20 protein-coding genes are annotated in these 18,070 nt (G+C 67.7%); 8 read left to right on the top strand and 12 right to left on the bottom strand.

Features of this window, described 5'->3' with window-relative positions; all coding sequences use genetic code 11:
* Positions 1–11 precede the first annotated feature (11 nt).
* On the top strand, positions 12–794 hold the full coding sequence (gene ppk2, locus ACZK45_RS03645; protein WP_032130438.1) for a polyphosphate kinase 2: 783 nt from the start codon (positions 12–14) through the stop codon (positions 792–794).
* Positions 795–1,010: 216 nt separating this feature from the next.
* On the opposite strand, the gene ACZK45_RS03640 is transcribed toward ppk2, so the two are convergent.
* Entirely contained in the window at positions 1,011–1,580 is a 570-nt protein-coding gene (locus ACZK45_RS03640) for a TlpA family protein disulfide reductase (RefSeq protein WP_478445462.1), read from the bottom strand.
* The gene (locus ACZK45_RS03635) at positions 1,577–2,851 is read right to left on the bottom strand and encodes a YihY family inner membrane protein (protein ID WP_032130426.1); all 1,275 of its coding nucleotides are present in this window, start codon (positions 2,849–2,851) and stop codon (positions 1,577–1,579) included. The genes ACZK45_RS03640 and ACZK45_RS03635 overlap by 4 nt, the downstream gene beginning before the upstream one ends.
* Positions 2,852–2,928: 77 nt before the next feature.
* On the opposite strand from ACZK45_RS03635, the gene wrbA reads away from it, so the two are divergent.
* The 3 genes from wrbA to ACZK45_RS03620 all read left to right on the top strand — a co-directional run bounded on the left by wrbA (position 2,929) and on the right by ACZK45_RS03620 (position 4,419).
* The gene (gene wrbA / locus ACZK45_RS03630) at positions 2,929–3,522 is read left to right on the top strand and encodes an NAD(P)H:quinone oxidoreductase (protein WP_012510135.1); all 594 of its coding nucleotides are present in this window, start codon (positions 2,929–2,931) and stop codon (positions 3,520–3,522) included.
* Positions 3,519–3,854, top strand: a complete 336-nt coding sequence (locus ACZK45_RS03625; RefSeq protein ID WP_049422884.1) for a DUF2069 domain-containing protein — start codon at positions 3,519–3,521, stop codon at positions 3,852–3,854. The genes wrbA and ACZK45_RS03625 overlap by 4 nt, the downstream gene beginning before the upstream one ends.
* A gap of 79 nt (positions 3,855–3,933) precedes the next feature.
* On the top strand, positions 3,934–4,419 hold the full coding sequence (locus ACZK45_RS03620; RefSeq protein WP_032130424.1) for an asparaginase domain-containing protein: 486 nt from the start codon (positions 3,934–3,936) through the stop codon (positions 4,417–4,419).
* Between the two features lie 120 nt (positions 4,420–4,539).
* Here ACZK45_RS03620 and ACZK45_RS03615 read toward each other — a convergent pair whose 3' ends face one another.
* From ACZK45_RS03615 to sufT, 6 genes are all read right to left on the bottom strand, one after another.
* On the bottom strand, positions 4,540–6,279 hold the full coding sequence (locus ACZK45_RS03615; RefSeq protein ID WP_004144921.1) for a S8 family peptidase: 1,740 nt from the start codon (positions 6,277–6,279) through the stop codon (positions 4,540–4,542).
* A 378-nt stretch (positions 6,280–6,657) separates the two neighbouring features.
* On the bottom strand, positions 6,658–7,680 hold the full coding sequence (locus ACZK45_RS03610) for a M23 family metallopeptidase (RefSeq protein ID WP_478445461.1): 1,023 nt from the start codon (positions 7,678–7,680) through the stop codon (positions 6,658–6,660).
* A gap of 1 nt (position 7,681) precedes the next feature.
* A complete protein-coding gene (locus tag ACZK45_RS03605; RefSeq protein WP_012510131.1) occupies positions 7,682–8,017 on the bottom strand; it encodes a transcriptional regulator in 336 nt (111 codons plus the stop codon).
* Positions 8,014–8,670, bottom strand: a complete 657-nt coding sequence (locus ACZK45_RS03600; RefSeq protein WP_049399977.1) for a hypothetical protein — start codon at positions 8,668–8,670, stop codon at positions 8,014–8,016. Before ACZK45_RS03600 ends, ACZK45_RS03605 begins: the two co-directional genes overlap by 4 nt.
* A 174-nt stretch (positions 8,671–8,844) precedes the next feature.
* Positions 8,845–9,939: a branched-chain amino acid aminotransferase gene (locus tag ACZK45_RS03595; RefSeq protein ID WP_049463521.1), complete on the bottom strand. Its 1,095-nt coding sequence runs from the start codon at positions 9,937–9,939 to the stop codon at positions 8,845–8,847.
* A gap of 59 nt (positions 9,940–9,998) precedes the next feature.
* A complete protein-coding gene (sufT, locus tag ACZK45_RS03590) occupies positions 9,999–10,550 on the bottom strand; it encodes a putative Fe-S cluster assembly protein SufT (RefSeq protein ID WP_005415385.1) in 552 nt (183 codons plus the stop codon).
* A gap of 122 nt (positions 10,551–10,672) precedes the next feature.
* On the opposite strand from sufT, the gene ACZK45_RS03585 reads away from it, so the two are divergent.
* Entirely contained in the window at positions 10,673–11,092 is a 420-nt protein-coding gene (locus ACZK45_RS03585; RefSeq protein ID WP_100437932.1) for a hypothetical protein, read from the top strand.
* Positions 11,093–11,171: 79 nt separating this feature from the next.
* Here ACZK45_RS03585 and ACZK45_RS03580 read toward each other — a convergent pair whose 3' ends face one another.
* Entirely contained in the window at positions 11,172–12,632 is a 1,461-nt protein-coding gene (locus tag ACZK45_RS03580; RefSeq protein ID WP_032130084.1) for an NAD(P)(+) transhydrogenase (Re/Si-specific) subunit beta, read from the bottom strand.
* Positions 12,629–12,949, bottom strand: a complete 321-nt coding sequence (locus ACZK45_RS03575) for an NAD(P) transhydrogenase subunit alpha part 2 (RefSeq protein ID WP_005408173.1) — start codon at positions 12,947–12,949, stop codon at positions 12,629–12,631. Before ACZK45_RS03575 ends, ACZK45_RS03580 begins: the two co-directional genes overlap by 4 nt.
* A gap of 98 nt (positions 12,950–13,047) precedes the next feature.
* Here ACZK45_RS03575 and ACZK45_RS03570 point away from each other — a divergent pair, with 98 nt between their 5' ends.
* The 3 genes from ACZK45_RS03570 to ACZK45_RS03560 are packed head-to-tail and all read left to right on the top strand — an operon-like array spanning position 13,048 to position 14,420.
* A complete protein-coding gene (locus ACZK45_RS03570; RefSeq protein WP_164080377.1) occupies positions 13,048–13,632 on the top strand; it encodes an RNA polymerase sigma factor in 585 nt (194 codons plus the stop codon).
* A complete protein-coding gene (locus ACZK45_RS03565) occupies positions 13,629–13,955 on the top strand; it encodes a hypothetical protein (RefSeq protein ID WP_032130086.1) in 327 nt (108 codons plus the stop codon). The genes ACZK45_RS03570 and ACZK45_RS03565 overlap by 4 nt, the downstream gene beginning before the upstream one ends.
* A gap of 3 nt (positions 13,956–13,958) precedes the next feature.
* Positions 13,959–14,420, top strand: coding sequence for a DUF3106 domain-containing protein (locus ACZK45_RS03560; protein WP_049463518.1), 462 nt, complete (start codon positions 13,959–13,961; stop codon positions 14,418–14,420).
* 100 nt (positions 14,421–14,520) lie between these two features.
* Here ACZK45_RS03560 and ACZK45_RS03555 read toward each other — a convergent pair whose 3' ends face one another.
* Both ACZK45_RS03555 and ACZK45_RS03550 read right to left on the bottom strand, forming a co-directional pair.
* Complete coding sequence (locus tag ACZK45_RS03555; RefSeq protein WP_032130088.1) at positions 14,521–15,600, bottom strand: NAD(P) transhydrogenase subunit alpha; 1,080 nt, start codon at positions 15,598–15,600, stop codon at positions 14,521–14,523.
* Positions 15,601–15,652: 52 nt separating this feature from the next.
* The gene (locus tag ACZK45_RS03550; RefSeq protein ID WP_049399982.1) at positions 15,653–17,974 is read right to left on the bottom strand and encodes a DUF1631 domain-containing protein; all 2,322 of its coding nucleotides are present in this window, start codon (positions 17,972–17,974) and stop codon (positions 15,653–15,655) included.
* Positions 17,975–18,070 lie beyond the last annotated feature (96 nt).

The following is an 18,070-nucleotide window of genomic DNA, read 5'->3' as shown; positions in this document are numbered from 1 at the left end:
GTGGTGTGATGATGGCCAAGCTCAAGCGCAAGGACTACGACGAATTGCTGCTGCCGCTGCAGCTGGAACTGACCGCGATGGCGCGCTGGGTGCAGCACAGCGGGCAACGCCTGCTGGTGCTGTTCGAAGGCCGAGATACCGCAGGCAAAGGCGGCGCGATCCAGGCCATCAGCCAGCACCTCAACCCGCGTCAATGCCGGGTGGTGGCACTGCCCAAGCCGACCGACCGCGAAGCCACGCAGTGGTATTTCCAGCGCTACGCCTCGCACCTTCCGGCCGCCGGCGAGATCGTGCTGATGGACCGCAGCTGGTACAACCGTGCCGGCGTGGAGCGGGTGATGGGCTACTGCAGCGAAACCGAGTACCAGCAGTTCCTGCATCAGGCGCCGGTATTCGAGCAACTGCTGGTGGACGACGGCATCCTGCTGTTCAAGTACTGGCTGTGCGTGGATCAGGAACAGCAGGAAAAACGCTTCGCCGAGCGCCACCTCGATCCGCTGAAGGGCTGGAAGCTCTCCCCGGTGGACCTGAAATCCCGCAGCAAGTACAGCGCCTACACCGAGGCCCGCGAGGCGATGCTGCGCGCGACGCATCGCGAGGCGGCACCGTGGACGCTGGTGGATTTCAACGACCAGCGGTTGGGCCGGCTGACGCTGGTGCGCAACCTGCTGGACCGGTTGCCGGACACGCGGGTGGATGCGCCGTTGCCGGAGCTGCCGAAGCTGAAGGGCAAGCTGCATCGCGAGCACTACGATGTACTGAAGCCGATCGAGGAGTTCCCGGTCGAAGATTAGGGTGGGTCGGCAGGGCTGCGCCCTGCACCTGCAGAGGCCAGAGCAACAGCAACAGCGGGTATTCCGTGGGGTGGTGGGGCGGTGTCGGAGTGCGGGGACGCCGCAACCGGCCCCACCCCGCCATCCCTCAGGAGACCCGCCTTTGCTTCGGCTGTTGCCGTTGCTGTTGCTCTGGCCTCCACGGGTGCAGGGCCGCAGGCCCTGCCGACCAACCCACTACTTTACGCTGGCGATCTGCTTTTCGATGTCGGCGGCCGTCACTGGGCCGAGGAAGGTGTGCGCCAGCTTGCCCTGCGGATCCAGCAGATGCGTCAACGGCAGGCCTCGCGGCGTGGCGAAGTCCGCCGGCGGATCGAACGGGTCCACGATCACGATCGGATAGGTCACCGGGTGCTTGGTCAGGAACGACTGCATCTCCGGCACCTCGATATCCTCATAGGCCAAGCCAACCACCTCGATGTTGCTACGCATCGCATGCAGCGCCGACAGCTCCGGCATCTCCTTGCGGCACGGGGCACACCAGGTCGCCCAGAAATTCACGATCACCCACTTGCCGCGGTGCGCGGCCAGGTCGTAGTCGCTGCCATCCACCGCCTTCATCCTCAGCGTCGGGAACTCGGCAGTGGTGCGCTCGGCCGGGGTCTCTTCGACCGGTGCCGGTGTGGTCGGCGTCGGTGCCTGTGCTGGCGGCTGGCTGCTGGCGGGGGTCGGCTCCTGGGCCGGTTTGCAGGCCGACAGCGCCAGCAACAGGGCCAGCGGGAGCAGCAACGGGGTCTTGCGGGTCATGGCATGTCTCCGGAATCGGTGTAGATATCGCTGACCTTGCGCTTGAGGCGTTCGCGCAGGGGCAGTCGCAGATCGTCCAGTGCCGCCAGCGCAGCACGGCCCAGTGTGTCGTCGCGGTATGGCAGATGCTGCTCGGCTACCGGAATGCGCAACTGGGTACATTCGTACAGATCGGCCAGGCTGACCTGGTCCAGGTCGCGCGAGAGCAGCCATTCGCCACGTTCATCGCGGCGCAGCAGGCCGATCTCCTGCAGGTTGCAGGCCAGGTCCTGCAGCAGCGAATCGGTCAGCATCGGCTCCAGCCGCAGGATTTCATCATCGGCCAGGCCCTTGCCCTTGGCTCGGGCATGGTGGAAGCGGCCGAGCAGGCGCAGCAGGCCATAGAACTCGTAGCCCTGCGGCAGGCGCAGTTCCACCGGCTGGTAGCGGAAGGCGGCCATCGACGAGGACAGCGACGCGCCCAGCAGCACCGCCACCCAGCACAGGTAGATCCACAGCAGCAGGATCGGCACGAAGGCGACCGTGCCGTAGAGCTTCTGGTAGGACTGGAAGCTGCCCAGGTAGGCGCCGATGCCCCACTTCACCAGTTCCAGGATGACCGCCGCGAGAATCGCGCCGGGCACCGCGTGCCGCCATTTCACGGTGTGGTGCGGCACCACCCGGAACATCAGCGTGATGCAGACGAACTCGATCAGGATCGGCGCCAGCCGCAGCGCGAACTCGGCCAGCCAGCGGCCCTCCTGGGTGCCGAACAGTGGCATCGCGAACACCCGCGCCGACACCGCCAGCGAAGCGGCAGCGAGCATTGCGCCCAGGGTCAGCACGGTCCAGTAGACCAGGAAGCGGGTCAGCTTGGGCCGGGTCGAGCCGACCCGCCAGATCTGGTTGAAGGTCTCTTCAACGCTGTTGAGGGTGATCAGCAACGAGACCACCAGTGCGATGAAGCCGGCAGCCGTGAGCTGGCCGGCACTGGCCGAGAACTGCCGCAGGTAGCCTTCGGCCGCACGCGCGGCGTTGGGCACGAAGTTGGAGAAGACGTAATCGCTGAGCTGGTCGCTCCAGCGGTCGAAGACAGGGAAGGCCGAGAGCACGCCGAACACCACGATGGCCAGCGGCACCAGGGCGAACACCGTGGTGTACGCGAGCGCCGCCGCCGCCTGGAACAGGCGGTCGTCGAGGAAGCGATGCCACAGGAAGCGGCCGAAGCTGATGGCGCGTGCGCGATCCCGCGCGCGCTCCATCCACAGGTTGAGCGTATCCAAAGGTTCCATCGGCGAAAGGGTACCCGATGCGGAATGCTCGCAGGATAGCCATACTGGTGACCACACGACGAGGAGAAGCGGGCACGATGGGCGAGATTCTGGTGCTGTACTACAGCCGGGGCGGTTCAGTGGCACGGCTGGCGCGCCAGATCGCGCGGGGCATCGGCGAAGTGCCGGGCATGACCGCGCGCCTGCGCACAGTGCCGCCGGTGGCCGCCGTGACCCAGACCGCACAACCTCCGGTCCCCGACGATGGTGCCCCCTACGTGAGCGTGCAGGACCTGGTCGAATGCCAGGGCCTGCTGCTTGGCAGCCCGACCCGCTTCGGCAACATGGCGGCGCCGGTCAAGCATTTCCTGGACGGGCTCGGCGCCGAATGGGTCAACGGCACTCTCTCCGGCAAGCCGGCCGGCGTATTCACCTCCACCGCCTCGATGCATGGCGGCCAGGAATCGACCCTGCTGTCGATGCAGGTGCCGTTGCTGCACCATGGCTGCGTGATCGTCGGCATCCCGTTCACCGAACCGGCGCTGAGTCACACCACCAGTGGCGGCACGCCGTATGGCGCCAGCCACGTCGCCGGCGCCGCCGACGACCCGCAGCCGACCGACGATGAAGCCGTGCTGGCGCGCGCGCTGGGCCGCCGGGTGGCCGACATCGCGCAGCGGTTGGCCCGATGAGCGCCGCACCGCGCACGGCCCTGCTGCTGGCCCTGATGGGGCTGGCCGCGCTGTTCGCCGGCTGGTTCATCAATGACAAGCACTGGCTGGCCACCCAGCTGGTGTTCACCGCGCCGCCGCTGGCGTTGGCCGTTGCCCTGCGACTGGGCTGGCGCAAGGCCGGTTTCTGGGCCTCGGTGCTGGCCCTGGGCTGGTTCAGCCACGGGGTGATGAGTGCCTGGAGCCACCCGGAAACACGCTGGCTGGCGCTGATCGAGATCGCGCTGGCCCTGCTGGTGATCTTCAGCGCCAGCCTGCCGGGGCTGCGCGCCCGCTTCGGCAAGCGACGCTGACGCTGCGCCCGCCGGGCCGTATCATCTGTGTTCCTGGCCCCGCGCCGCTGTACCTGTCCTGGTTTCGCGCATGCACATGATGGAAGAGCTCCTGGTCGTCACCACCGGTGGCACGATCGACAAGATCTACTTCGACGACAAGTCGGACTACCAGATCGGCGACCCCCAGATCGGCATGATCCTGCGCGAGCTGGGCGTGACGTTCCGCTTCAACGTGATTCCGATCCTGCGCAAGGATTCGCTGCACATCAACGATGAGGACCGCGAACTGATCCGCGCCACCATCGCCGCGCAGCCGACCCGCCACGTGCTGGTGACCCACGGCACCGATTCGATGGTGCAGACCGGCCAGGTGCTGGCGACGATCCCGGACAAGACCATCGTGATGACCGGCGCGCTGAGCCCGGCGCGTTTCCGCGGCTCGGATGCGGAGTTCAACATCGGCTGCGCGATCGGTGCGGTGCAGTCGCTGCCGAGCGGCGTGTACATCGCGATGAACGGGCGGATTTTCGACCCGCAGCACGTGCGCAAGAACGTGGCCGCGAACCGCTTCGAATCGGTCTGAGGAACAGCGTGCCGACCAAGGTCGGCACCTACCACGACGCGGCGGCTCGTATCACCACGCGTCCCCATGCAAAAACGCCCCGGCCGGAGCCGGGGCGTGCCCATGGAGAGGGGCTTGGGCTCAGTACTGGGCGTTGAGAGTCAGGCCCGAGAAGGTGCTGTAGGCCTTCACCCGCACATACCACGTGCCGGCAGCCGGACTGTTGATGGTGCAGGTCTCGCTGTTGCCGCTCAGGTACGGGCGGCAGGTGTAGGCGGTATCGGTCGGGGCACTGCCCTGGCGCACGTACAGGTCGGCATCACCGCTGCCGCCACTGATCGCCACGCGCAGCTGGGTGCTGCCGGCCGGAACGTTCACGGTGTAACTCAGCGAAGCGCCGCTGGCAGCGCCGAGGCCGGTGACCGGAACGTTGTTCTGCAGGACGTTGCCACCCGGGTTCGGGCCGCCGCCGTTGATCGCCGCAGCCACGGCCGCGTCGGCGTCGATGATGCCGGCGCCGCAGCCACCCGAGCAGGCGCCCGGCAGCGGACGTGCAGTGCTCTTGATGATGCTCTCCACCTGCGCCGGGCTCAGCGGGCTCGGGGCTACGGACTGCATCAGCGCGACTACGCCGGCCACGTGCGGTGCCGCCATCGAGGTGCCGTTGTACGAAGCGTAGCTGGCACTGCCCGGGGTGGTGGTGCCGCTGTTGAGGGTGGACAGGATGCCCTGGCCCGGTGCCGAGATGTCGATGCCGTTGCCATAGTTGGAGAAGCTGGCACGCGCACCGGCCGAGGTGGTGGCCGCCACTGCGATCACGTTCGGGCAGTTGGCCGGCACCGACGAGGACACGTTGGTGTTGCTGTTGCCGGCGGCGACCACCACGGTGGTGCCACGCCCGACAGCGCCATTGATCGCGTTCTGGTAGGTGGTCGAGCAGCTGCCGCCGCCGCCCAGCGAGAGGTTGATGACCTCGGCCGGATTGGCATTGGCCGGCACGCCGCTGACGCTGCCGCCGGACGCCCACACGATCGCGTCGGCAATGTCGGAGGTGTAACCGCCGCACTTGCCGAGCACGCGCACCGGCACGACCTTGGCGTTGAACGCAGTACCTGCCACGCCGGTGCTGTTGTTGGTCACCGCCGCTACCGTGCCGGCCACGTGGGTACCGTGCCAGCTGGAGTTCGAACCCGGGTAGCCCGCCTGGCACTCGTTGTCGCCGTACCAGTCGCCCTCATCGTTCGGGTTGTTGTCGCGGCCGTTGCCGTCGCGCGCCATCGCCGCATCACTGATGAAGTCGTAGCCCGGCAGGATGTTGGCATTGAGGTCGGCGTGATTGGTGATGCCGGTGTCGATCACCGCCACGACCACACCGGTGCCGGTGGCCTTGTCCCAGGCCGGCCGGATGTTGATGCCGGCATTGGAGGTGCCGAAGCCCCATTGCTCGCTGAAGCGGGTGTCGTTCGGGGTCAGCGTGGCACGCATGATCTGGTCGACTTCAACGTACTCCACGTTCGGGTCGGCGGCCAGCTTGCGCATCAGCTGCTCGGATTCGGCCTGGTCGAGCGGACGATCGGTCTTGACCAGGGTCGGGCCGACGGCCAGCTTGCGGACCTGCTGCAGGCCCAGCGCGCGGCCCTGGCTGCTGGCCAGGCCGGCGGCGGCGCTCTTCAGCGAAGAGGCCAGTGCGGTGGTGTTGGCCACCGGCGCGCTGCCGTCGCGGTACTTCACGATGAAACGCTGGTGGGTCTGTGCGGACTGCAGGCCGCTGAGCTGGACATCACCGGCCAGCGCAGGCGTGGCCAGCAGCAGCGATGACAGAACGGACGCACCAAGGACCACCCACACTCGACGCACACGCGGTTGCGTTACCTGGGACATCGTATTTCCCTTTCTTGTGGTGTGAATGCCGGAATCGGCAGAAGCACCGGCCCGAACCCTGGGCTGGCTTGCATTGGCGAGGTTCGAAGTCCGGCGAGTCAGCGGATCCCCCTAACGATCCGCCGTGCAGATGACGCTAATGACCAAAACCGGACACCACAAGATTTTCAGCGTCTTTTCAGCAAGATGAAATGTTCGTTCTGAGACTTTTCGGGTCGAGGGTTTGTGAAGGTGAAGGAACTTTCTCCTGCCCTGCACGCACCTGACTGGGTCATCACGTGTCCTGCGATGACTTTGCCGACATCGGCGTCCACTGCTGACACCAACGACGGCGCAGCGTGCCCGCGGCGTGCCTGCCCATCGCGTCGGACGCGCTGACTACTTTGCCTGCGGAAGGCGCGCCGGCCGGATCCGCTGACCTTTGACCGGCTCGCCGCGTGCAACCGGCTGGCCATCGGCCACGTAATCGGAGAACTGTGCTGGCAGCGCTTCGCCGACACCGAACACGGGCCCGGCCTGCAGCTGGTAGTGCAGGTGCGGCTCGGAGGAGTTGCCGCTGTTGCCACAGTCACCGAGGTGCGCGCCGCTGCGGACAGCCTGTCCCTGCGCCACACGCACACTGCCCTGGCGCAGGTGCGCCAGCACCGAGTATTCCTCGTTGCCGTGGTCGAGGATGACGCGGTTGCCGGTGAGCTGGGCGGCATTCATCTGGCCCGGCACGTTGTCGGCGACACCCTCGATCACCTCCACCACCGTGCCGTCGGCGGGCGCGAGGATCGGGCGACCGAAGCAGTAGTAATCATCGTTGCGCAGGCCATCGCCACGGTGCGACCGGCCATCGCGGACCACCAGCAGATCCAGCGCGAAGCGCTGGCCGGCATGCGCCGCATGGTAGTTCTGTTCGACACTGCGCCCGCCCCAGAACACGAAGTACTCATCGTCGAACGGCAGTTGCAGCCGTGTGCGGGTCTGGTAGTCGAGGAACCCGCTCGCTGCGGCCTGCGGCGGCGTGGTCTGTAGCGGGCGGATGTAGAAGCCGCCAATCCGCCCGTCGGCATCGATGGCCCACAGCACCTGGATCAGGTCCGGGCTCCTGGCGAAGCGCGCCTGCCGCAGATAGGTGTCGAATCCATCAACCTTCTCGACCTTCTCACTGACCAGCTCGGTTTCTGCGCCCCAGCCCGCCAGCACCTGCTCGCGCAGCGCCACCAGGTTCTGCGGGGACTGCAGCCCCGCCTGCATCTGCGGCGTCATCCGTTCCCACAGTGCGTCGATGTGCCCTTCGTAGAACTGCGTGGTCAGCGCAGCTCCCTGTTGGCGCGGATCTGCAGCCGCAGCCGCGCCGATGAGGGCAGAGAAGGAAACAACCAGAACTGCAAACAGGCGCGGGAGCAATGTCATGTCAGGCGTCCTTTCGATCCGGATCGGGAATGCCGGCAACGATCGCCGCCAGCTGCGTGCGGTACTCGGCCAGGGCAGTGCGGCCCATCGGCGTCAACTGCAGGGTGGTCAATGGGCGCTTGCCGCGGAACGACTTGTCGATGGCGACCAGTCCAGCAGCCTCCAGCTTGCTCAGATGGCTGGACAGGTTGCCCTTGCTCAACCCGCTGAGATGTTCGACAAAACCGAACTCGGCGGATTCGGCACCTGCCAGGATCGACAGGATCAGCAGGCGTGCCGGCTCGTGGATCAAGCGGTCGAGCTGGAGCAGCGCTCTGGAGTCAGGCAGCTGGGTCATTCGGCGTTCGTCCGCGCCGCCATGAACGCGCGCATCTCTACCTGCAGCCGCTGGAAGCGCTGGTGGTCACGCCAGCCGACCACGATCAGTGCGATGGATGCCAGCGGGAACACCGCCGTGCTCGGGCCGAAGCCATACGCCTGCCCGGTGAAGGCCAGCGCGGCCTGGCACAACAGGAACACGCCCACGATGAACTCCAGCGGTGTACGCAGCCAGCGCCACACCACCCAGGGCAGCAGCGCTACCACGGCCAGGTAACCGATGGCGCGCAGGTCCCAGGGCAGCTCGCCCATCGGCGCCAGCCGGGTCAGCACGCTGCCGATCACCAGCACGCTTACCAGCGCGGTGAAGGCAATGAAGAAGCGCTGGAAATTGCGCTCGACCGGCGTGACCTGCTCCTCGACCTGGCCCAGCCGCTGGTAGTAACGGCGTGCCAGCCATTGCTTGCCGACGATCCACAGCACCGGCACGGCAATCAGCACGATGCGCAGCGCCAGGGTGGTCGGCAGCAGCGCGCCGGCAAGGAACGAGGCCAGGCAGGCAATGCCGCCTGCCATCGCCGACAGGCCCCCGGCACTTCGCGAGTACCGCGAATATTCACGGGTCAGCGCCTGCAGGCGCGAGGAAGGATCAATGACGGACGGCTGCTGCATGACACGCTCCATCGGGGTCGCTTGAATTTAGTTTGCAGTGCAAACCTATTTGCGTCAAGCGCCCGTCTGCTGCGGTCGCCGGGCGGGCCCACAACGCAGAAAGCCCGTCACTGGGACGGGCTTTCAAGAAGAACCGCCGGGCATGGCCCGGCGCTACCGGTTCAACGCGGGCGATCAGCCCAGCTTGACCAGCCAGTTGTGGCGGTCCGGCAGGCGGCCGTACTGGATGTCGGTCAGTTCCTTGCGCAGCGACATGGTCACTTCGCCGGCCGGTGCGTTGATGTCGCCCACCGAGAAGCCCTCGCCCTTCAGCTGGCCGATCGGGGTGACCACCGCCGCGGTGCCGCAGGCGAACACTTCGGTGATCTCGCCGGAGGCAACGCCGTCCTTCCACTCGTCGATGCTGACCTTGCGCTCTTCGACCTTCATGCCGCGGTCGCGGGCCAGCTGCAGGATGCTCTCGCGGGTGATGCCTTCGAGGATGCTGCCGGACAGCTGCGGGGTAACCAGCGTGCCGTCCTTGTAGACCAGGAACACATTCATGCCACCCAGTTCTTCCAGGTACTTGCCTTCGACCGGGTCGAGGAACAGCACCTGCGAGCAGCCCTGTGCCTGTGCCTTCTGCTGCGGCAGCAGCGAAGCCGCGTAGTTGCCACCGCACTTGGCGGCACCGGTGCCGCCCTTGGCTGCACGTGCGTATTCGGTGGACAGCCAGATCGACACCGGGGCGACGCCCTTGGCGAAGTACGGGCCGGCCGGGCTGGCGATCACGTAGTAGCCGGCCTTGTGCGCGCCGCGCACGCCGAGGAAAGCTTCGTCGCCGATCATGAACGGACGGAAGTACAGGCTCGACTCATCGGCCGACGGCACCCAGGCGCTGTCGACGGCGATCAACTGCTTCAGCGATTCAACGAAGATCTCCACCGGCAGTTCCGGCAGCGCCAGGCGCTGCGCCGAACGCTGCAGGCGACGGCCGTTGGCATCCGGGCGGAAGGTCCAGATCGAACCGTCGGCATGGCGGTAGGCCTTGATGCCCTCGAAGATTTCCTGGCCGTAGTGCAGCACGGCCGCGGCCGGGTCCAGCTGCAGCGGGCCATAGGCGCGCACGTTGGCGTTGTGCCAGCCGGTGTCCTTGTCCCAGCGCACTTCCACCATGTGGTCGGTGAAGTGCAGGCCGAAACCCGGCTTCTCCAGGATCTGGGCGCGCTCTTCAGCGCTGCGCGGGTGGTCCGAACGGGTGACGGCGAAGCTGGGAATGGACTGGGACACCGGAGATTTCCTGTTCTGGTTGCGGGTAATGCCCGGCCCGCGTCACTGCGGGCCGTGGGTCAAAGCATGCCGGTCTCGAGCCGGGCCGCCTCGGACATCATGTGCTGGTTCCACGGCGGGTCGAACACCAGGTCGACGTCGGCCTCGGCCACCGTCGGAATCATTTCGAGCTTGCTGCGCACGTCGTCGACCAGGATCTCGCCCATGCCGCAGCCCGGTGCGGTCAGGGTCATCTTCACGTCGATCTCGCGCTTGCCTTCGTCCAGGTGCTTGATCTCGACCTCGTAGACCAGGCCCAGTTCGACGATGTTCACCGGAATTTCCGGATCGAAGCAGGTGCGCAGCTGCTGCCACACCAGCTGTTCCACCTGTTCATCGGTGGCGTCAGCCGGCAGCTCGAGCGGTGCCGGTGCCTCCTTGCCGATGGCGTCGCCGTCCTTGCCGGCGATGCGGAACAGGTTGCCCTCGACGAACACCGAATAACTGCCGCCCAGCGCCTGGGTGATGTACCCATAGCTGCCGGCGGGCAGGGTCACGGTGTCGCCCTGCGGGACCATCACGGCCTCGCAATCGCGTTCGAAGTGGACAGGTTCGCTGCTACGGGAATACATGGGGACCGATATGGGGCCGTGGCCAAGGCCACGCAAGACGGCATTCTAGCCCAGCCGCCCTGCCGTCGCCGGTGCACTGCGGCAAACCACAGTATCCTGTGGGTGATCTTCAGGGAGCTTCGATGTCCTCCAATGCCGCGCGTGCCAGGACCGTGACCTGGCTCTGGCCCATCATGCTGTTGCTGGGTCTGCTTGTTGCTCCCCTCGCCTGGATGATGCTGGCGCTGATGACCGGCCGGCAGGTCGGCTGGATGGCGGTACTGACCGCCCTGGAACTGGTGTTCATGCTGCGCATGGGCACGCTGGGCCCGGGCCGGCTGCGCATCGCCCTGGTCGTGCTGGGCACCGTGCTGGTGGCGGCCGTGGCCAACTGGGCCATCGCCAGCGCGTGGATGGGCGGCTCGATCGGGCTGGACCTGTGGGACGCCACCCTGCGGATGGGCCCGCACCTGGCCTGGACCCTGATCACCCTCGCCAATGGCGCGATGGAATGGCTGTGGCTGGCCCTGGGCGTGGCCGTGGGCGCCTGGCTGGCGCGCTGACCCACCGGTAGGTAGTGCCGGCCGCTGGCCGGCAGAAGCGTGCGGACCAAGGTCCGCACCTACCCGATGCAACCGCCGCTCAATGCCCGCCGTCGAGCGCCTTCAGTTCGCTCACCAGCGAGGCCGCCGCTTCCGCACCATCGCCGTACAGCATGCGGGTGTTGTCGGCGTAGAACAGCGCATTCTCGATGCCGGCAAAACCGGTGCCCTTGCCGCGCTTGATCACCACCACGTTGCGCGCGTTGACCACATCCAGCACCGGCATGCCGTAGATCGGGCTGGCCGGGTCGGTACGTGCCACCGGATTGACCACGTCGTTGGCACCGATCACCAGCACCACATCGGTGTTGGCAAATTCCGGGTTGATGTCGTCCATGTCGGCGATCAGGTCGTAGGGCACACCCGCTTCGGCCAGCAGCACGTTCATGTGCCCAGGCATGCGCCCAGCCACCGGGTGGATCGCGAACTTCACCTTCACCCCGCGCTGGCCCAACCGCTGTGCCAGCTCCCAGATCTTGTGCTGGGCCTGCGCCACCGCCATGCCGTAGCCGGGCACGATCACCACGCGTTCGGCGTAGGCCATCATCGCCGCGACGTCCGACGCTTCAATCGGCTTCTGCGCGCCAGTGATCGCCTGCGCTTCGCCGCCGGCGCCGCCGCCGAAGTTGGAGAACAACACGTTGCGGATCGGCCGGTTCATCGCCTTGGCCATCAGCCGGGTCAGCAGGATGCCCGCCGCGCCGACCATCATGCCGGCGATGATCAGCGCCTCGTTGCCCAGCACATAGCCTTCGAACGACACCGCCAGGCCGGTGAACGCGTTGTACAGCGAGATCACCACCGGCATGTCGGCGCCACCGATCGGCAGCGTCATCAGCACGCCCAGTGCCAGTGCCAGCACGAAGAACGCGACGATCGCCCAGGTGTTGAGCGTGCTGGCCGCGATGATCGCCAGCACCACCACCGCCAGTGCCACCAGCAGGTTCATCACCTGCTGGCCCGGCCAGGTCACCCGCTTGTCCAGGCGGCCATCGAGCTTGGCCCAGGCAATCACCGAGCCGGACAGCGACACCGCACCGATGGCCGCGCCGACCACCGCCAGCAGCAGCACCATGCCCGAGGGTTGGCGGGCAGCGAGGTCGGCCAGCGCCTGTGCGCTCCAGTGGCTGGTATCACGGTTGGCGAGGAAGGCGTAGCGCAGCAGTTCCACTGCACCGATGGCCGCGGCCGAGCCGCCGCCCATGCCGTTGTACAGCGCCACCATCTGCGGCATGTCGGTGATGGCAACCTTGCCGGCCGACCACCAGGCCAGGCCCGCGCCAAGCAGCAGCGCCACCAGGATCAGCGGCACGTTATGCAGTTCGGGCAGGAAGAACGTCGCCACCGTGGCCAGCAGCATGCCCAGCCCGGCCCAGCGGATGCCGCTGCGCGCGGTCAGCGGCGAGGCCATGCGCTGCAGGCCCAGCAGGAACAGCGTGGCGGCGACGAGGTAGCTGGCCTTGACCAGCCAATCGAGCAGTTCGACGGTGCTGATGTTCAAGCCTGCGGCTCCTTCGGCTCGTCCTTGCCGCCCTTGGGCGCGCTCGGCTTGAACATTTCCAGCATGCGCGCGGTGACCACGTAGCCACCGGCGGCGTTGCCAGCACCAAGCACCACGGCGAGGAAGCCCAGGGCTTTCTCCAGCGGTGTCTGCGCGTGCCCCAGCACCACCATTGCACCGATCAGCACGATGCCGTGGATGAAGTTGGAGCCCGACATCAGCGGGGTATGCAGGATCACCGGCACCCGCGAAATGATCACGTGGCCGGCGATGGCTGCCAGCATGAAGATGTACAGCGCTACGAACCCGTCACTCACCGGCAACGCTCCTGCTCTGTCTTCGTCGTCCCATCATAACCATGGGCTGAACCCGGTGCGCGCCCGGCGTCAACCGAAGCCGCGCTCACGCGTTGTCGATGGTGACCCCGAGCGAGGAACCGTACCCTGTGCTGGTGAGCAGCCCCGTCCCCCCGAGCGCCGAGACCGATGCCCTGCCGGCGTCGCTGGAGGCGTTCCTGGCCAGTGTTGGCCCGCGCGCGTTCCGCTTCGCCGAGGCCGGCCTGCGCCAGCGCGAAGACGCCATGGACGCGGTGCAGGACGCGCTGCTGCGCATGCTGGACTACGCCGACAAGCCGGCTGCCGAATGGGCCCCGCTGTTCTGGAGCATCCTGCGCCGGCGCGTGATCGACGTGCAGCGCCGGCGCCGCTTCCGACTGCCGTTCTGGCGCGACAACCAGGACGCCGACGGCGGCGAGATCGACTGGGCCGACCCCGGCCCGGACCCGGCACAGGCGCACGAACAGCGCCAGCAGTACCAACGGCTGGTGGACGCGTTGCGCCGCCTGCCCGCCCGCCAGCGCGAGGCCTTCACCCTGCGCGTGCTGCAGGACCTGGACGGGGCCACCACCGCCCGCGCCATGGGCTGCAGCGAAGGCGCGGTAAAAACCCATCTGGCACGCGCCCGCCAGGCGCTGCAGGATTATCTGGAGACCCACCCGTGAACCGCTCCCTGCCTTCCGATGACACCCTGCGCAGCCTGCACGCGCAGTCGCTGCACGCGCTGTCGCCGGCAACGCTGGCCCGGCTGCGCCAGGCTCGCCACGGCGCCACGGCCGCCCATCGCGGGCGCTGGCGCTGGTGGCTGGCCAGTGCCTGTTCACTGGTGGTGGCACTGGGTATCGGCCTGCAGTTCACCGGCCACGGCACCCTGACGGGCCCTGCGCCGGCACCTGTGCTTGCCTCGGCGGAAGACAACAGCGCGCTCTACGACGAAAATCCCGATCTGTACCTGTGGCTGGGCGATACCGACCTGGCGATGGAGTGAATCATGTCCCGACTGCACACCCTGCCCCTGCTGATGACCCTGTTGCTGCTGCCGGCCTTCCCGGCACTGGCGCAGAGCGCCGCGCCCGCCCCTGCCGCACGCCCTGCGCCGGCCGCACCGCTGCCGGCGTGGGAACACCTGAGCGAAGCGCAGCGCGAATCCCTGCTGGCGCCGCTGCGCGACCGCTGGAACAGCGCCGATGCCGGCCAGCGCCAGCGCATGCTTTCGCATGGCCAGCGCTGGCAATCGATGAGCCCGGAGGAGCGCGACAAGGCCCGCCGTGGCCTGCGCCGCTTCGAGCACATGAACCCGGAACAGCGTGAGCAGGCCCGGGCCCTGTTCGGTCAGATGCGGAACATGCCGCCGGAACAGCGCGACGCCCTGCGCGAGCGCTGGTCGCAGATGACGCCGGAACAACGCAAGGACTGGGTGCGCGACAACCCGCCGCCGGCGAAGCCGCGGTAACGCCGGCATCCGCAGGGTGGGTGCGGACCCTGGTCCGCACGCTGGGCCGTTCCTCCACGCATGGCGTGGATCTACCGGGAAGGCAACCGGCGCTACCGGCTCACGCCTGCCAGCGTGTCTTCGCCAGCAACTCGTCGTCCCAGTCGAAACTGAGCTCCCCTTCGCGCACGAACAAGGCGACGAAGTTGAGCAGGTTGCGCGCGTACATCTCGCTGGCCTGGGTCGCGCCGCGGCTGGCCAGGCCAAGCGGGCCATCGATGGTCACGCCCTGATGTTCGATGCACTGCCCCGGCTGGGTCAGTGCGCAGTTGCCGCCGCTCTCTGCCGCCAGATCGACAATGACGCTGCCGGTGGCCATGCCTTCCACCATCGCGGCAGTCACGATCGTCGGCGCCGGTCGCCCCGGTACCGCTGCCGTGCAGATCACCACATCCACGCTGCGCAGGTGGTCGGCCAGCCGGCGCTGCTGCTCGGCGCGTTCCTCATCGGTCAACGCACGCGCATAGCCGCCTTCACCGGCTGCACTCACACCAAGATCAAGGAAGCGCGCGCCCAGCGACTGGATCTGCTCGCGGGTTTCCGGGCGCACGTCGAAACCTTCCACCTGTGCACCGAGACGACGCGCGGTGGCGATGGCCTGCAGACCGGCCACACCGGCACCGATCACCAGCACCTTGGCCGGGCGCACGGTACCGGCGGCGGTGGTCAGCATCGGGAAGAAACGCGGCGCACGCTCGGCCGCGATCAGTGCCGCCTTGTAACCGGCCATGCCGGCCTGCGAGCTGAGTACATCCATCGCCTGCGCGCGGGTGGTGCGCGGCAGCTGCTGCAGTGGGAACAGGTGCAGGCGGTCGCCAGCGGCCAATGCCGCAAGCGCCGGATCGCTGGCCGGGGTCAGCAGGCCGACCACGCTGGCAGTGGGCTTGAGCTGCTCCAGCACCGCCACCGGCGGTGCCTGCACGCACAGCAGGATATCGATCTCGGCCCAGCGACCTACATCGAACACACGTGCACCGGCGTCGTCATAGGCAGCATCGGTAAATCCCGCCGCCAGACCGGCGCCGGCCTCATACCAGACAGTGATGCCCAAGGCACCGAGCTTGCGCGCGGTTTCCGGCGTCAACGCCACGCGCCGTTCGCCCGGCGCGGTCTCCTTGATCCCCAGCAACGCCACGGCCATGCAGGTCCCCGCTGATCGGTGAGTTTTCCCGATCCTAGCAGGCGGCCACGGCTCAGTGCAGTGTTGCGCTGCCCGGGTCCAGCCGATCGATCACACCCTGCATCGCGCTGTCGAAGGCGCCATCGTCGACGTGGGCGCGCAGGCGGCCCAGCCGCACCATCACCGCCAGTTCTTCCGGCGAGGCCACGCAGAAGCGCACGCCGCGGCGGTTGACAAACAGCAGGCGCGAGGAAATCGGGCTGACCCAGGACAGCTTGCCGGCCTGCACCTTGCCGTCCTTGTCGACGAAGTCCAGCCAGTTGCCGATTTCCATACGGCGGAAGCGGTCGGCGTCGGCGTTGTCGAAATCGTCGGCGTCGATCTGCCCGCCGAGCTCCACCGCTGGCGACTCAGCCACCGGCGGCGCCGGCAAGGCAACCTGCGGCAGCTCCGGCAACGCGCGCTGCAGTTCCGGTCGCGATTCCGCAATGCCCTGCAGGGTGTCGTGCAGGGCGTCGATGGCACCGGTGGCGGCATCGCCGTGCACGCCGACACTGGCAAATACCTTGGCCAGCACCGGCTGCCAGGCCTGCAGCCACGGCTTGCCGACGATCTGGCGGCGGGCCTCGGCCACTTCCTCCAGCAGGCCGTCAGCCAGGCTCAGTGCCTCGGCCACCGACGCGCCCTCCTCGCCCTCGCGCAGCAGCGCCAGGGTCAGGTGGTGCTGCCACGGCTGGCGCAGGAACTCGGCGATGGCCGGCGGCAGGGTGGCATCGCCGATGCGGCGATCCAGTTCGGCACCCGCCCGGCTGCGGGCCATTTCCAGCTTCTCCTGGCCGCGCTGCGTTTCGGCGGCGCGGCGCTCGGCGATTTCCACGCGGCGGCGGTGCTGCACGAGGAATTCGCGGAATTCTTCTTCCAGGGTCAGGAAGATCGCCAGGTTCTCGTTGAACTCGGCCACCAGGCGCTCGATGATCTCCTCGACCTTGGCCATCAGCATCCGCTCGGCCTGGCTTTCGCCAGTGTTGCCTTCGCAGGCCTCGGCCAGCGAGTTGAGCAGCTTGCGTGCCGGGTGGGTCTTCTGCACGAACATGCGGCGGTCGAGCATCGCCACCTTGACGAAGGGCACCACCAGGCGGCCGATCAACTCGCGCGAACGGCCCTCCAGCTCGCGTTCGTCCAGCATCACGTCGAACAGCATGCCGACCAGATCGATCGCATCTTCGTCCTGCGGGTCCAGCCGGGTCTGGCCAGGATCGACGCCGAGACGGGTGGCGCTGGACAGCACTTCACTCTTCAGCCGCTGCGCCAGTGATTCGCCGTCCTCGCCGATGGCCGCACGCAGGGTGGCGCTGGGCGTGGCCTGCAGCAGCGACAGCACCGACATCATCTCGCGCTGGCTCAACGGGCGGTGCTGGCCAACCGCGACCTGCGCTGCCGAGGTGGCGTCCTCGCGGACATGACGGGTCTGCTGCAGCAGCTCATGCAGGGCCTCCAGCAGCATTCCCTGCTGGCCGGCATACGCCTCGCCGTTGCCGGCATCCTCGCTCCCGAGGTGCTGCTGCATGTGGCCACGGCGCTCGGACCAGCGCGCAGCGAAGCGCTGTGCCCAGGCCGGCGCGGCCTGTTCATCATCGGTGAATTCGGATTCGAAGCCCGCCGCGTGGCGCGGCTCGACCAGATCGTCCGACCCGGGCGCCATGCGCGGGTCGGGCGCGGCCGACAATGGACGCCGCGGCGCCCCCATCTGCGACATCACGCCAGCGGCGGCCAGCTGCTCGTCCAGCTTCTCGTAGATGCGGCCCACCGGCGCGCGCAGGTCGCGCTCGCACAGCTTTATCAGCACCAGGTGCACTTCCGGCGCCAGTTCGCAGCCGGCAAAGGCCTCATGGATGGCCACGCCCAGATGTTCGGGGCTGACCGGGTTGTGATCGGCATCCAGCTCGGCGCCGCCGATCAGGCGGCCGAGGCGGCGGTCCAGCCGCGCCAGCACCGGCTTGAAGTCACGCAGCAGCACGGTGGCGAAATTGCGCACCGCCAGCCGCGATTCCAGTACATGTTCAGCCAGCAGGCTCAGGCCATCCTCGGCCGGCCCGGACAGGGTGGCTTCGGCCGACAACGGCTCGCCACTGGCCAGTGCATCCCAGGCCCGCTGCAGGTGGCCGGCGAAGGCGGCGGCGATGTCCTCACGGCGACGGCGCAGCTCGCGCATCGCATCCAGGAACAGCAGCTGCGACGAGCCAGCATTGCCGGCGCGGTCGAACAGTGCATCGTCGAAACGCGCCAGTGCGGCCCCGAACGCCTGGCACAGCGCCGGCAGGACCATGTCCCGGGCACGCTGAAGCTGGACCGGGTCACGGCCCGGCGATCCCATCGGTGTGGGCGCGCTCATCATTCGGGAAGGCTCCCCACCTTCTCTGGTACGACAGACAGCATGGACATCGCGACGGCCGGCACACCCCATGTGCCGGTACGTCGATGGTAGGCCGGC

This window comes from Stenotrophomonas sp. 63632_Sma, assembly GCF_056482875.1.
The sequence above is the reverse complement of the archived record's forward strand: the minus strand, read 5'-3'. Positions and strand labels throughout refer to the sequence as shown.